At 70.9% G+C, this 13,631-nt stretch carries 8 protein-coding genes; 5 read left to right on the top strand and 3 right to left on the bottom strand.

Annotation, left to right across the window (positions count from 1 at the left end):
* Positions 1 to 55: 55 nt before the first annotated feature.
* The 3 genes from ACFV2J_RS07420 to ACFV2J_RS07410 all read right to left on the bottom strand — a co-directional run bounded on the left by ACFV2J_RS07420 (position 56) and on the right by ACFV2J_RS07410 (position 3,603).
* Positions 56 to 925, bottom strand: a complete 870-nt coding sequence (locus tag ACFV2J_RS07420) for a hypothetical protein (RefSeq protein WP_385083706.1) — start codon at positions 923 to 925, stop codon at positions 56 to 58.
* 181 nt (positions 926 to 1,106) lie between these two features.
* Positions 1,107 to 2,189, bottom strand: coding sequence for a metallophosphoesterase (locus ACFV2J_RS07415; RefSeq protein WP_385083705.1), 1,083 nt, complete (start codon positions 2,187 to 2,189; stop codon positions 1,107 to 1,109).
* A gap of 301 nt (positions 2,190 to 2,490) precedes the next feature.
* A complete protein-coding gene (locus ACFV2J_RS07410) occupies positions 2,491 to 3,603 on the bottom strand; it encodes a LacI family DNA-binding transcriptional regulator (protein WP_385083704.1) in 1,113 nt (370 codons plus the stop codon).
* A gap of 538 nt (positions 3,604 to 4,141) precedes the next feature.
* Here ACFV2J_RS07410 and hisC point away from each other — a divergent pair.
* The 5 genes from hisC (at position 4,142) to ACFV2J_RS07385 (ending at position 13,326) form a co-directional block, all read left to right on the top strand.
* Entirely contained in the window at positions 4,142 to 5,218 is a 1,077-nt protein-coding gene (hisC, locus tag ACFV2J_RS07405) for a histidinol-phosphate transaminase (protein WP_385083703.1), read from the top strand.
* A gap of 214 nt (positions 5,219 to 5,432) precedes the next feature.
* Positions 5,433 to 6,950, top strand: coding sequence for a cytochrome ubiquinol oxidase subunit I (locus tag ACFV2J_RS07400; RefSeq protein ID WP_385095785.1), 1,518 nt, complete (start codon positions 5,433 to 5,435; stop codon positions 6,948 to 6,950).
* A gap of 20 nt (positions 6,951 to 6,970) precedes the next feature.
* Positions 6,971 to 7,978 carry a cytochrome d ubiquinol oxidase subunit II gene (gene cydB, locus ACFV2J_RS07395; protein ID WP_385095782.1) on the top strand — a complete coding sequence of 336 codons (1,008 nt, stop codon included), beginning with the start codon at positions 6,971 to 6,973 and terminating at the stop codon, positions 7,976 to 7,978.
* A 60-nt stretch (positions 7,979 to 8,038) separates the two neighbouring features.
* On the top strand, positions 8,039 to 11,608 hold the full coding sequence (cydD, locus tag ACFV2J_RS07390; protein WP_385437659.1) for a thiol reductant ABC exporter subunit CydD: 3,570 nt from the start codon (positions 8,039 to 8,041) through the stop codon (positions 11,606 to 11,608).
* Positions 11,609 to 11,634: 26 nt separating this feature from the next.
* The gene (locus tag ACFV2J_RS07385) at positions 11,635 to 13,326 is read left to right on the top strand and encodes a GAF domain-containing protein (RefSeq protein ID WP_385083876.1); all 1,692 of its coding nucleotides are present in this window, start codon (positions 11,635 to 11,637) and stop codon (positions 13,324 to 13,326) included.
* Positions 13,327 to 13,631: the final 305 nt, after the last annotated feature.

Below are 13,631 nucleotides of genomic sequence, written 5' to 3'. Positions count from 1 at the left end.
CTTCGGCAGGCGCGGGCCCGGTCCTTCTGCCACCCCGGTGTCGGCCCGCCGGGGGTCACTCCGGCTGGTGTTCGGGCCCCCCGAAGTCCGGGCTCGTGAAGTCCGGGCTGGAGAAGCTCGGCCGTGGGCCCGCCGCGGGTCCCCCGTCCGGACTGCTGAACCCCGGCCGGTTGTACCCGAGATGCGGCATGCGGCCGGTCGTGGGCGTCGGTGACGGACGGTCCATCACCGCCGCGCCGGGATCGGCGAGGGCGTGCCGGAGGAACGGCATGATGCCGCGCTCCAGCAGCGCGTCCCGCCAGGCTTCCCTGGCGCGGTCGACCTCCTCGTCGAGCTCGCCGTGCGCCCCCGCCTGGAGCGAGGACGAGCCGTTGCGCAGTGCGGTCAGCAGCAGCCCGACCGCGGCGACCAGTATCGCGGCCGCCGTGACCGCGCCGAAGACCCACCCGGTGGTCAGGAGGGTCCGGGCGAACGTCTGCTCCGGGTCGAGGACCTTCAGCAGGTAGCCGACGAGCAGGAAGATCACCGCTGCTGTTCCGGCGAGAACGGGAGCGAGCACCGCGATGACGGCGATGGCGCCGGCTCCGGCGGTCTCGGTGACCTCTCCCATGGTGGTGGCGAGCCCCACCGCGGCGGCACCCGGCTCCGCGGAGCCGATCTCCTCGCTGACGGCTGGGGTGGACGGCGCCGGGTGGCGCAGTTCCTCGCGGACCTTCACGTAGTGCGCGTACTCGGTCGTCGCGGCCGCCGTGATCAGTGCGGTGGCGTTGAGCGCCATGGTGCGCAGTTGCTCGGGGTTGAGCCGCTGGCCGACAGCGGCGAGTTCCGGGCGGTACGGGGCGGAGCGCAGCGCCTCGTCGAGGATCCGCTCGTATTCCTGGCGGTCCTCACTCAGCAGGTGCTGCGGAACGCTGTTCATCTGCATCCCCCGATGCTCCGTAGGGCTGATGGCTCGCACGCTGACGAGCCGTTGGGCAGAAACGGAGGGGAGCCTGCTACGGATAAGCCGATGGTAGAGCGGTGACGGCACGCCGTGACAGGGGGTTTCAAGAAATTGCCCCCTGGCCGGCGTGGTCCTTCGTGGCGGACGCCTGCCCGGTGACCGCTCAGCCGGCCAGGGGCAGCTGCCGGACCAGCAGCTTTCCGGCCATGGTCACTCCGCCGTCCATCGCGATGGCCAGTCCGTCGGCGTAAAGATGGGGTTCCTCGACCACGGGGCTCGGGCTGTCCTCGCCCTCCTCCGAGCCGACCTCGCCCAGCAGATACGGAATGGGGCTGTGGCCGTGGACGATCCGGGTGCCGCCGTAGGTGTCCAACAGGGAGAGCACGGCTTCGGCGCCCCCGTCGTCGCGGAAGGCGAAGCGCCTGGTCAGCTTCCGGAAGAGGTCCCAGCACTCGTCGGCGTCGTTGCGGGTGAGGGTCTCGCGGATGGTGTCGTTGACCGCTTCGATGGAGTCGCCGTAGTCGAGATAGGCGGTGGTGTCGGAGTGCACCAGGAGGTGGCCGTCGACCTCCTCCATGGCGTCGAGGCGGGCCATCCACTGCAGGTGATGGTCCTGGAGACGGTCCATGTCGGTCTTCTGGCCGCCGTTGAGCAGCCAGGCCGCCTGGAAGGTGGCCGTGCCCGCGCCCGAGTTCACCGGCGTGTCGCCGAACCGCTTGGCGCCGAGCAGCAGCAGCTCGTGGTTGCCCATCAGCGCCTTGCAGTAGCCGCCGACCGCGGCGGCCTCGGCGGACAGCCGCATGACGAGGTCGATCACACCGATGCCGTCCGGGCCGCGGTCGGTGAAGTCGCCGAGGAACCACAGACGGGCGGTCCCGGCGGACCAGTTGCCCGCGGCGTCGAGGAGGCCCTGCTCCTGGAGCGCGGCGATCAGCTGGTCGAGATAGCCGTGGACGTCGCCGACCACGTACAGCGGTCCCGGGCCCTCGGCCGGCTGCGGAGCCGGCCCCGTCTCGGGGTCCACGGCGACCTGAACCGTGTCACCGCGATTGATGACGGGCAGGTCGCGCTGGGTCGGCGTGTAGCCGTCGGGTTCGTCGGCCGGCCCCTCGACCGCGCCGAGGGGCTCGCCCGGGGGCGTGCTCGGCACGTACGGACCGGTCTCGTGGACGTACGCGGGCACCCGGAAGTCGCGCAACGTCTCCGTGCGCAACACCTCGGGTCCCTGACCGGCCCCCTGAGTCATCGACCCCTCCACCACCATCGCGCCGCATCTGCACCGGATCGGACTGCCTGGTCGCAGCGGCCCGCGGTGTCGTGGGCCCATCATAGGAATGCGGATCGCGCCATGTGATGACCCAGGGGTGGTGAATCGGAGCGGGAGCCCTGTTCGCCACGGTTTTCGCCCGAATTGGGCAGGGCTTTCGCAGGTGGCCGCCTCGTGGCGCCTCCATCGGACGTCAACCCCGGCGGCCCCCCGGGTTACCCCCGCGCGCCGCCGCCGGGCTCGGCCTGTCGCGCCGGCGCGGGGCTCACCGGCCCGACGCTCACCCCTGTTCGGGTGACCGGGGTGGGCTGACCGTCGTGCGGGGCGACCGCCGCTCGGAGGACGTCCGCACGATCAGCTCCGTCGGTATCACCTGCTCGACCGGCTGGTCCGAGTCGACCCCTTCGATGGCGTCGATGAGCAGCTGGACCACGGCGGTGCCGATCCGGCGCGGCTTGAGCGAGAGCGTGGTGATGGGCGGTTCGGTGCTGGCGTAGACGGTGGACTCGCTGCAGCAGACCAGCAGCAGGTCGTCCGGTACACGCAGGCCGTAGCGCCGCGCCGCGGCCAGCAGATCGGTGCCGTTCGGGTCGAAGAGGCCGTAGACGGCGTCGGGCCGGTCGGGCCGGGCCAGTAAGCGGTCGGCCGCCACGGCGCCCGCACACGGGTCGTGGGCGGGGTAGGCCTCGTACACCGGATCCTGTCCGACCCGCTCGCACCAGCGCAGATAGGCGGTGGTGGAGAGATGGGTGTAGGTGTCCGTGGAGGTGCCGGTCAGGAGGCCGATCCGGCGGGCTCCGGCGTCCGCGAGGTGGTCGAGGATGCCGAGGACCGCGGCCTCGTGGTCGTTGTCCACCCAGGCGGTGACCGGGAGCGTGCCCGCCGGGCGGCCGTCGGAGACGACCGGTAAGCCCTGGCGGACGAGCTCACTGACGACCGGGTCGTGGTCCGAGGGGTCGATGACCACGGTTCCGTCCAGGGCGACGTTCGACCACACGTCGTGGCGCGAGGTCGCCGGAAGGATGACCAGGGCGTAGCCCCGGGCGAGTGCGGCCGAGGTGGCGGCTCTGGCCATCTCCGCGAAGTACGCGAACTCCGTGAAGGTGAAAGGTTCATCCCCGTATGTCGTCACGGTCAGGCCGATGAGCCCTGACTTTCCCGTACGGAGGGTTCGGGCCGCGGCCGATGGGCGATATCCCAGTCGGTCGGCGACTTCGCGGACGTGGCGTCGGGTGGCGTCCGGGAGCCGGCCCTTGCCGTTGAGGGCGTCGGACACGGTCGTGATGGAGACCCCCGCGGCCGCGGCCACGTCTCTGATACCCGCCCGGCCCGGTCGACCGCCTCGGCGGGTGGTCTCCGCCCGGCTCACCTGGTGCTTCCCTGCTGCTGTCATGGCGAGCCGATAGTAGGGCTCATGCGGTGGGGTAGTGCGGACGCATATGCACGCGTTGACAGGCACGTTTCTGCATGATCAAAACGCCGCAAGTGCCTTGGAAACAAAGGAAGTTGAACGATACAATGGCACTACGTGACTTGTCGGCGCGCATGGGCCTGCCAAGTGGGCCATGTTTCGAAGAGGTCTCAACTCACCTTCACGGGTGATGCGCGCTACGGCGTGAGCCACCGGCGCATGCCGTTCTGGACAGCGCGCCCCCCAATTCGTACGCCTTCATACGCCTTCGTACGAAGATGACCGCCGCGTGGGTGTGACACTCGTCGCAAACCGCGCGGCGAGCACATCGGGGCATCCCGGAGCGGTCGGCGGGGCATACGGCGATGATCACCGGGGTGTACGGGTCCGGCCGTCGGCCGTGTGAGGTCGTACGAGGTTGTCCACAGCCCATTCGCAGCGGCGCCGAATCCTCATAAGGTGAGAAGTATTGGTAGCCGGTGGTGGTCATGAACCAGCGGTGGTCGCGAGGAGGACTGCGGTGAGCGAGACGAGCCCCAAGCTGCGTGCCGAGCTGGAGGGTATCCCCACCTACAAGCCCGGCAAGCCCGCCGCGGCCGGTGCGGTGGCGTACAAGCTGTCCTCGAACGAGAACCCCTACCCGCCCCTGCCCGGCGTCATCGAGAGCGTGACCGCGGCGGCGGCCTCGTTCAACCGCTACCCCGACATGGCGTGCACGGGCCTGATGAACGAGCTGTCGGAGCGCTTCGCGGTCCCTCTCGCGCATCTGGCCACCGGCACCGGATCGGTCGGGGTCGCCCAGCAGCTGCTGCAGGCGACCAGCGGTCCCGGGGACGAGGTCATCTACGCCTGGCGGTCCTTCGAGGCGTACCCGATCATCACCCAGGTCAGCGGAGCCACCTCGGTGCGTGTGCCGCTGACCCCGGACGAGGTGCACGACCTGGACGCCATGGCCGACGCGATCACCGACAGGACCCGGCTGATCTTCGTCTGCAACCCGAACAACCCGACCGGCACCGTGGTGCGCCGGGCCGAGCTGGAGCGGTTCCTCGACCGGGTGCCCAGTGATGTGCTGGTGGTCCTGGACGAGGCCTACCGCGAGTTCATCCGGGACGTCGAGGTGCCGGACGGTGTGGCGATCTACCGTGACCGGCCCAACGTCTGTGTGCTGCGCACCTTCTCCAAGGCGTACGGACTGGCGGGCCTGCGGGTCGGCTTCGCGATCGCCCATGAGCCGGTGGCGGCGGCGCTGCGCAAGACGGCCGTGCCCTTCGGCGTGAGCCAGCTCGCCCAGGACGCGGCGGTCGCCTCGCTGCGCGCCGAGGACGAGCTGCTCGGCCGGGTCGGCTCGCTGGTGTGCGAGCGGGCCCGGGTGGTCGAGACGCTCCGGGACCAGGGCTGGACGGTGCCCGAGACCCAGGCCAACTTCGTCTGGCTCAGGCTGGGGGAGCGCACGCTCGACTTCGCGGCGGTCTGTGAGCAGGCCGGCGTCGTCGTGCGGCCCTTCGCCGGCGAAGGGGTGCGCGTGACGATCGGCGAGACCGAGGCGAACGACATCTTCCTGAAGGTGACCGAGGGCTTCCACAAGGAGCTCTAGCCCTTTCCGATCAAGGTTCCGACCGGCTCCCGTGCAGGGGGAGCCGGTCGGTTCTCGTTTAGGGACCCCCCGCCTGTCCCGTCTCGAACAGCCATGCGTCATAATTGCTTGTGAATGTGAACGCGTTCACAAGCGTGTCCCGGTTGCCCCGTGATGCGTGTGACAAAAGGGGCAAACTGCCGCTTCAGCGAGGCGGCGTTAGGAGACTGACGACGTGGAATTGGCTTTGGCGCCGGAGACCCTGGCGCGATGGCAGTTCGGCATCACCACCGTCTACCACTTCCTCTTCGTCCCGCTGACGATCTCGCTCGCCGCCCTCACGGCGATCCTGGAGACCGCCTGGGTGCGGACGGGCAAGGAGCACTACCTCAGGGCGACCAAGTTCTGGGGAAAGCTGTTCCTGATCAACATCGCCATGGGTGTCGTCACCGGCATCGTGCAGGAGTTCCAGTTCGGCATGAACTGGTCGGACTACTCGCGCTTCGTCGGTGACGTCTTCGGTGCCCCGCTCGCCTTCGAGGCCCTGATCGCCTTCTTCTTCGAGTCCACCTTCATCGGGCTGTGGATCTTCGGCTGGGACAAACTGCCGAAGAAGATCCACCTCGCCTGCATCTGGATGGTCTCCATAGGCACCGTCCTGTCGGCGTACTTCATCATGGCCGCCAACTCCTTCATGCAGCATCCGGTCGGCTATCGGCTCGTGAAGAAGGCGGACGGTTCGATGCGGGCCGAGCTCACGGACTTCCCCAAGGTGCTCTTCCAGGAGACGGCGCTCGTCAACTTCTGGCACGTCATCAGCGCCTCCATCCTGGTCGGCGGTGCCTTCATGACCGGCATCGCCGTCTTCCACCTCCGCAAGAAGCGGCACATCCGCACCATGCGGATGTCGCTGCGCCTCGGCCTGGTCACCGCTCTGGTCGGCACGCTCCTCACCGTCGTCAGCGCCGACACCCTCGGCAAGGTGATGTACGAGCAGCAGCCGATGAAGATGTCGGCCGCCGAGGCCCTCTGGGACTCGCAGCAGCCCGCGCCCTTCTCGCTCTTCGCGTACGGCGACGTCGCCAAGGGACACAACACGGTCGCCATCGAGATCCCGGGGGTCCTTTCCTTCCTCGCGAAGAACGACCTCAACGCCAAGATCCCCGGCATCAACGACATCAACAAGGCCGAGCAGGAGAAGTTCGGCCCCGGCGACTACCGCCCCAACATCCCCACCGCCTACTGGGCGTACCGCTGGATGATCGGCTTCGGCGGGGTCTCGATGGCGCTGTGCACGGCCGGCCTCTGGCTGACCCGGCGCAAGCTCTGGCTGGCGCCGGAACACCGCACCGGGGACGAGGAGGTGCCGAAGCTCATGCTCACCAAGACCATGGAGCTGACGCCGAGGCTGGGCGCCTGGTGGTGGCGGCTGTCCCAGTGGACGCTGATCTTCCCGCTCATCGGTATCTCCTGGGGCTGGATCTTCACCGAGACGGGGCGTCAGCCCTGGGTGGTCTACGGCCTGCTGAGGACCAAGGACGCGGTCTCGCCGGGAGTCTCCCAAGGCGAGGTGCTGACCTCGCTGATCGTGTTCACCCTCATCTACGCGGTCCTTGCCGTCATCGAGGTGAAGCTGATGCTCAAGTACGTCAGGCAGGGCCCGCCCGAGCTCACCGAGGCCGACCTCAACCCGCCCACCAGGATCGGCGGCGACTCCCATGACGCCGACAAGCCGATGGCCTTCTCCTACTAGGCCCAGGGAGCTGCTGAGTCATGGAACTTCACGACGTCTGGTTCGTCCTCATAGCGGTCCTGTGGACCGGCTACTTCTTCCTGGAGGGCTTCGACTTCGGGGTCGGCATCCTCACCGGACTGCTGGCTCACGACCGTGCCGAGAAGCGCGTCCTCATCAACACCATCGGCCCGGTCTGGGACGGCAACGAGGTGTGGCTGCTCTCCGCGGGCGGCGCGACCTTCGCCGCGTTCCCCGAGTGGTACGCCACGCTCTTCTCCGGCTTCTATCTGCCGCTGCTGCTCATCCTGGTCTGCCTGATCGTGCGCGGTGTCGCCTTCGAGTACCGCGCGAAGCGGCCCGAGGAGACCTGGCAGCGCAACTGGGAGAGGGCGATCTTCTGGACCTCGCTGATCCCCGCCTTCCTGTGGGGCGTGGCCTTCGGCAACATCGTGCACGGAGTGAAGATCGACAAGAGCTTCGAGTACGTGGGCGGGCTCGGCGACCTGCTCAATCCGTACGCGATCCTCGGCGGTCTCGTCACCCTGACGCTGTTCACCTTCCACGGGACCGTGTTCGTCGGGCTCAAGACCGTGGGGGACATCCGGGAGCGGGCGCGCGGCCTCTCGCTCCAGGTGGGTCTGGTCACCGCCGTGCTGGCGCTCGTCTTCCTGACCTGGACCCAGGTGGACAACGGTGACGGGAAGTCCCTGGCCGCGATGATCGTGGCCGTGGCCGCCCTGGTCGCCGCCCTGGTGGCGGCCCGCGCGGGCCGCGAGGGCTGGGCGTTCGCCCTGTCGGGGCTGACCATCGTGGCCGCCGTCGCGATGCTCTTCCTGACCCTCTTCCCGAACGTCATGCCCTCCTCGCTCGACGAGGACTGGAGCCTGACGGTCACGAACGCCTCGTCGAGTCCGTACACCCTGAAGATCATGACCTGGTGCGCCGGGATCGCCACGCCGATCGTGCTGCTCTATCAGGGCTGGACCTACTGGGTCTTCCGCAAGCGAATCGGTACGCATCACATCGCTGCGGACATCACGCACTGAATTAGACGTCAAGGCATGTTTCACGTGAAACATGCCGGATGAGCCAGGGGTGTGTTTCACGTGAAACCAATCGATCCGCGTCTCCTGCGGTACGCCCGTGCCACCCGCGTCTTCCTGCTGACGGTCGTGGGGCTGGGTGTGGTCGGCGCGGTGCTGGTCATCGCCCAGGCGATGCTCGTCGCCGAAGTCGTGGTCGGCGCCTTCCAGCAGGGCCACTCGGCCCCGGAGCTCCGCACTCCCCTGCTCCTGCTGGTCGCGGTCGCCGCGGGGCGGGCGCTCGTCGCATGGCTCACCGAACTCGCCGCGCACCGGGCGAGCGCGTCCGTGAAATCGGAACTGCGGGGAAGGCTGCTGGACCGGGCCGTCGCGCTCGGTCCCGGGTGGCTGGGCGGACAGCGCACCGGGTCGCTGGTCGCTCTCGCCACGAGGGGGGTGGACGCGCTCGACGACTACTTCTCGCGCTATCTCCCGCAGTTGGGCCTCGCGATCGTGGTGCCCGTGGCGCTCCTCGCGCGGATCGTCACCGAGGACTGGGTGTCGGCGGCGATCATCGTCGTCACCCTGCCGCTCATCCCCCTCTTCATGGTCCTGATCGGATGGGTCACGCGGTCCCGGATGGACCGTCAGTGGCGCCTCCTGTCACGGCTTTCCGGGCACTTCCTGGACGTGGTCGCCGGACTGCCCACCCTCAAGGTCTTCGGCCGGGCCAAGGCCCAGGCCGAGTCGATCCGACGGATCACCGGCGAGTACCGGCAGGCGACCGTGCGGACCCTACAGATCGCCTTCCTGTCCTCCTTCGCGCTGGAACTGCTCGCCACGATCTCGGTCGCGCTGGTCGCCGTGACCATCGGGATGCGGCTCGTCCACGGCGACATGGATCTGTACGTGGGGATCGTCATCCTCGTCCTCGCCCCCGAGGCCTACCTGCCGCTGCGCCAGGTGGGGGCGCAGTACCACGCCGCCGCCGAGGGGGTCGCCGCGGCCGAGGAGATCTTCTCGGTGCTGGAGACCCCGCTGCCGGCCGGGGGTTCGCTCCCCCTGCCGGAAGGCGAGATCGCCTTCGACGCGGTGACGGTCCGCTATCCGGGACGTTCCGGGGAAGCGGTCCGCGACGCCTCCTTCGTGGTCGCGCCCGGTGAGACGGTGGCACTCGTCGGACCGAGCGGCGTGGGCAAGTCGACCCTGCTGAACGTCCTGCTGGGGTTCGTGGAACCCACCGCGGGCCGGGTGCGGGTCGGGGGAGCCGATCTCGCCGGAAGCGACCTGGCGGAGTGGCGCTCACGAGTGGCCTGGGTGCCCCAGCGGCCCCACCTCTTCGCCGGCTCGATCGCGGAGAACGTGCGGCTGGCACGACCCGGCGCCGACGACGCGGCGGTACGGCGGGCGCTGGCCGACGCGGGGGCGCTGGAGTTCGTGGACGCGCTGCCCGACGGAGCCCGCACGATGCTCGGCGAGGACGGCAGCGGTCTCTCCGCGGGGCAACGCCAACGCCTCGCCCTGGCCCGGGCGTTCCTCGCGGACCGCCCGGTGCTGCTCCTCGACGAACCGACGGCCTCGCTCGACGGCGCGACCGAGGCGGAGGTCGTGGCGGCGGTGCGCAGACTTGCCGTCGGACGGACGGTCCTGCTCGTCGTGCACCGGCCCGCGCTCCTGGGAGTGGCGGACCGGGTGGTGCGGCTGGAGCCCGGGACCCCCACCACGGCGTCCCACCGCGCACACACCGAGAGCACGACGCGGCCCCGGCCGGTCGAGCCGGAGGGTGTGCCCGCGGACGGCGCGGAGGAGTCCCTCGGTGTCCCCCCGGGGCGCGGCGACGTCCTCGCCCGGATCCGTGCCATGGCCGGTCCCCGCAGCGGCCGCTTCGCGCTCGCGCTCCTGCTCGGCAGTCTCGCGCTCGCCTGCGCCGTCGGCCTGATGGCCACCTCGGGATGGCTCATCTCACGGGCGTCCCAGCAGCCGCCGGTCATGTATCTGATGCTGGCGGTGACGGCCACGCGGGCGTTCGGGATCGGCCGGGCCGTCTTCCGCTACGCCGAGCGGCTCGTGTCGCACGACGCGGTGCTGCGGATGCTGGCCGACACCCGCGTCGCCGTCTACCGGCGCCTGGAGCGTCTCGCACCGGCGGGGCTGCGCACGACCCGGCGCGGGGATCTGCTCTCGCGGCTCGTCGCCGACGTGGACGCGCTTCAGGACTACTGGCTGCGGTGGCTGCTGCCCGCCGGGGCGGCGGTCCTGGTGTCCACCGCCTCCGTCGGCTTCACGGCCTGGCTGCTGCCCGAGGCCGGGGCCGCCCTCGCGGCCGGGCTGCTGGCGGCCGGGGTCGGCGTCCCGCTCGTGACCGGGGCCGTCGCGCGCCGCGCGCAGCGGCGGCTGGCCCCCGCCCGCGGTGCCCTGGCGACCCGCGTCACCGATCTCCTCACGGGCACGGCCGAGCTGACGGTCGCGGGCGCGCTGGCCGCCCGTACCGCCGAGGCCCGCCGGGCCGACACCGTACTCACCCGCATCGCCTCGCGGTCCGCCACCGCGACCGCGCTCGGCGACGGGCTCACCGCGCTGGTGACCGGCCTGACCGTCGCCGCGACCGCTCTCGTGGGGGCCCAGGCGGTCGCGAGCGGGCGACTGAGCGGCGTGGCGATGGCCGTGGTCGTCCTCACCCCGCTGGCCGCGTTCGAAGCCGTCCTGGGGATGCCGCTCGCCGTCCAGCACCGGCAGCGGGTGCGGGAGAGCGCGGGACGTGTGTACGAGATCCTGGACGCCCCCGATCCCGTACGCGAACCGGAGCGGCCGCGGCCCGCGCCCGTTTCGCCCTTCCCGCTACGGGTGCGCGGGCTCACGACCCGTCACCCGGGTCAGGACCGGGACGCGCTCGCCGGCGTCGACCTGACCCTCGAACGGGGCCGCAGGATCGCCGTCGTCGGCCTCTCCGGCTCCGGCAAGACCACGCTGGCACAGGTACTGCTGCGCTTCCTGGACGCGGATGCGGGGACGTACACGCTGGCCGGCGCCGACGCGTACGGCATGGACGGGGACGACGTGCGCCGTCTGGTCGGGCTCTGCGCCCAGGACGCGCACCTCTTCGACAGCAGCGTCCGGGAGAACCTGCTGCTGGCCAGGAAGAACGCCACGGAGACCGAGCTGCGTGACGCACTGGCCCGAGCCCGGCTCCTGGAGTGGACGGACGATCTGCCCGACGGACTCGACACACTGATCGGCGAGCACGGGGCGCGCCTGTCCGGGGGCCAGCGCCAGCGGCTGGCACTCGCCCGCGCGCTGCTCGCCGACTTCCCCGTCCTCGTCCTGGACGAGCCGGCGGAACATCTCGACCTGCCGACGGCCGACGCGCTCACCGCGGACCTGCTGGCCGCGACCGAGGGCCGTACGACGCTGCTGATCACCCACCGTCTGGCTGGGCTGGAAGCGGTGGACGAGGTGATCGTGCTGGCCCGGGGCCGGGTGGCGCAGCGGGGTGCGTACGCCGAGCTGTCCGCGGTGGAGGGTCCACTGCGGGAGATGGTGGAGCGGGAGGCGGCGGGGGATCTGACGGGCGGGGCGGCGCCGGTCGGGGCCGGGTTCGACCCCGGGGCCGGCGGTGTGCGGGCCGCCGTGGGTTCCGTACCCGACTTTCGGTAGCAAAAGCGACTCACTACGCTCAAGGCATGGCAGTGGCTTCCGAGGCTTCCGCCTCGCCCGATCCGGACGGCGGTCCGGACGTACCGCGTCTGCTGGACGCGATGCGGGCGGTCGGGGCGGAGCTGGAGCTGCATGCGGCGCTGGACCGGGTCTGCGAGACCGCGGCGGCGCTGACGGACGCGCGGTACGCGGCGATCGGGGTCGTCGAGGAGGACGGCGAGGGGCTCGTGGACTTCGCGTACCACGGGATCGACGAGGAGACCGCCCAGCGGATCGGGCGACTGCCCGACGGGCACAGAGGGCTGCTGGGGGCGCTCATCCACGAGCCGGAGCCGGTACGGCTCACACAGCTGGACGAGGACGGGCGCGCGTCCGGATTCCCCGATCACCATCCGCCGATGCGCAGCTTCCTCGGGGTCCCGATCCGCGTGCAGGGCGAGATCTTCGGGAACCTCTACCTGGCCGAGAAACGCGACGGCTGCCCGTTCGGCGACAGCGATCTCGACATGGTCCGTGTGCTGGCCGCGGAGGCGGGCATCGCGATCGGCAACGCCCGGCTGTACGAGGCGGCCCAGCAGCGCGAGTGCTGGATCGACGGGTCGGTGGCCGTCACCACGGCACTGCTGGCGGGCGGCGACGCCGAGGACGCGCTCCAGGTCGTCGCCGAACAGGCGCGCAGGCTCTCCCGCGCGGCGGCCGCGATCGTGCTGCTGCCCGCGGACGTGGGCGGGCTGGAGATCACCGCGGTCGCGAAGGACAGCCCGTCCCATGCGCTCGGCGTCGTCATTCCCCCGGAGAGTGAACTGGTCGACGAACTCCTCGGCGGGAAGGCCGTGTTCCTCGACGACGCGGCCACCGATCCGCGCATTCCCGCCGGGTTCGGCTGCGACTACGGTCCGACGATGATGCTCCCCCTGCAGAGCGAGGGCCGCCTGCTGGGGGCCCTCGTCACTCATCGGGAACGGGGTGGCCGCCCGTTCACCGAGGCCGAGCACATCCTGGCCGCGCGTTTCGCCTCGCAGGCCGCGCTCGCCCTGATGATGGCCGAGGCGCAGCGCGACCGGGAGCGGCTCGCGGTCTACGAGGACCGCGACCGGATCGCCCGCGACCTGCACGATCTCGTCATCCAGCGGCTGTTCGCGACCGGGATGACGCTGGAGAGCGCCCAGCGGCGCTCGGGTGTGCCCGAGGTGCGGGAGGGCGTGGGCAAGGCGGTCGACGAGCTCGACGTCACCATCCAGGAGATCCGCACCGCGATCTTCGCGCTTCAGCAGGGGCCCACGGAGGCGCCGTCCGGACTGCGTACCCGCGTGCTGCGCGAGATCAACATGGCCGCGGTGCCCCTCGGCTTCAAGCCCGTTCACCACTTCGTCGGGCCCGTCGACACGGCCGTCGGCGAACTCACCGGGAAGAACCTCATCGCCGCGCTGCGCGAGGCACTCTCCAACGCCTTCCGGCATTCCGGGGCCTCCCGCATCGATGTCGTCGTCGATGCGACCGCCACGCTGCGGGACGGGCGGCGCGGGGTACGGCTGAGTGTCGCGGACGACGGTGTCGGCATCCCCGACAGCGGCCGGCGCAGCGGCCTGACGAACCTCAAGCGGCGGGCGGAGGCGCTGGGCGGCGACAGCTGGTACGGGCCGGGGCTCGGCGATGACGGCGGCGGTACGACGGTGGTGTGGCAGGCGCCGTACGAGCCGCGGGCCGGTTCGGTGTAGAGGCGACGGCCGGTCGGGGAGGTGCGTCTTCCGGGCGCGGGATGTGAGACGGAGGACCGGGCGGTCGGGCGGCCGGGCAAGACCGGCGACCCCCGCGGACCGCATCCGCGCTTCGAGGCCCGCATCCGCATCCGCGCTCCGGGACCGCATCCGCGCTCCGGGGCCCGGGACCGCATCCGCGCTTCGAGGTGAGACCACCCGGGGCGGGGCGGGGGGGGGGGGGGCGGGGCCGGCCCCCCCCCGCCCCCGCCGCGGGGGGGGGGGGGGGGGCGCGGCGGGGCGCGCAGCCCGGCCCGCGAGAGAGA

Origin of the sequence: Streptomyces sp. NPDC059668, assembly GCF_042734135.1 — a bacterium.
Taxonomy (GTDB): Bacteria; Actinomycetota; Actinomycetes; order Streptomycetales; family Streptomycetaceae; genus Streptomyces.
The sequence above is the reverse complement of the archived record's forward strand: the minus strand, read 5'-3'. Positions and strand labels throughout refer to the sequence as shown.

What these genes read in the sequence shown, in the direction of transcription:
- ACFV2J_RS07420 (WP_385083706.1), bottom strand. Translation starts at nt 925, where the DNA reads ATGCAGATGAACAGCGTTCCGCAGCACCTGCTGAGTGAGGACCGCCAG.
- ACFV2J_RS07415 (WP_385083705.1), bottom strand. Translation starts at nt 2,189, where the DNA reads ATGACTCAGGGGGCCGGTCAGGGACCCGAGGTGTTGCGCACGGAGACG.
- ACFV2J_RS07410 (WP_385083704.1), bottom strand. Translation starts at nt 3,603, where the DNA reads ATGACAGCAGCAGGGAAGCACCAGGTGAGCCGGGCGGAGACCACCCGC.
- cydB (WP_385095782.1), top strand. Translation starts at nt 6,971, where the DNA reads ATGGAACTTCACGACGTCTGGTTCGTCCTCATAGCGGTCCTGTGGACC.
- ACFV2J_RS07385 (WP_385083876.1), top strand. Translation starts at nt 11,635, where the DNA reads ATGGCAGTGGCTTCCGAGGCTTCCGCCTCGCCCGATCCGGACGGCGGT.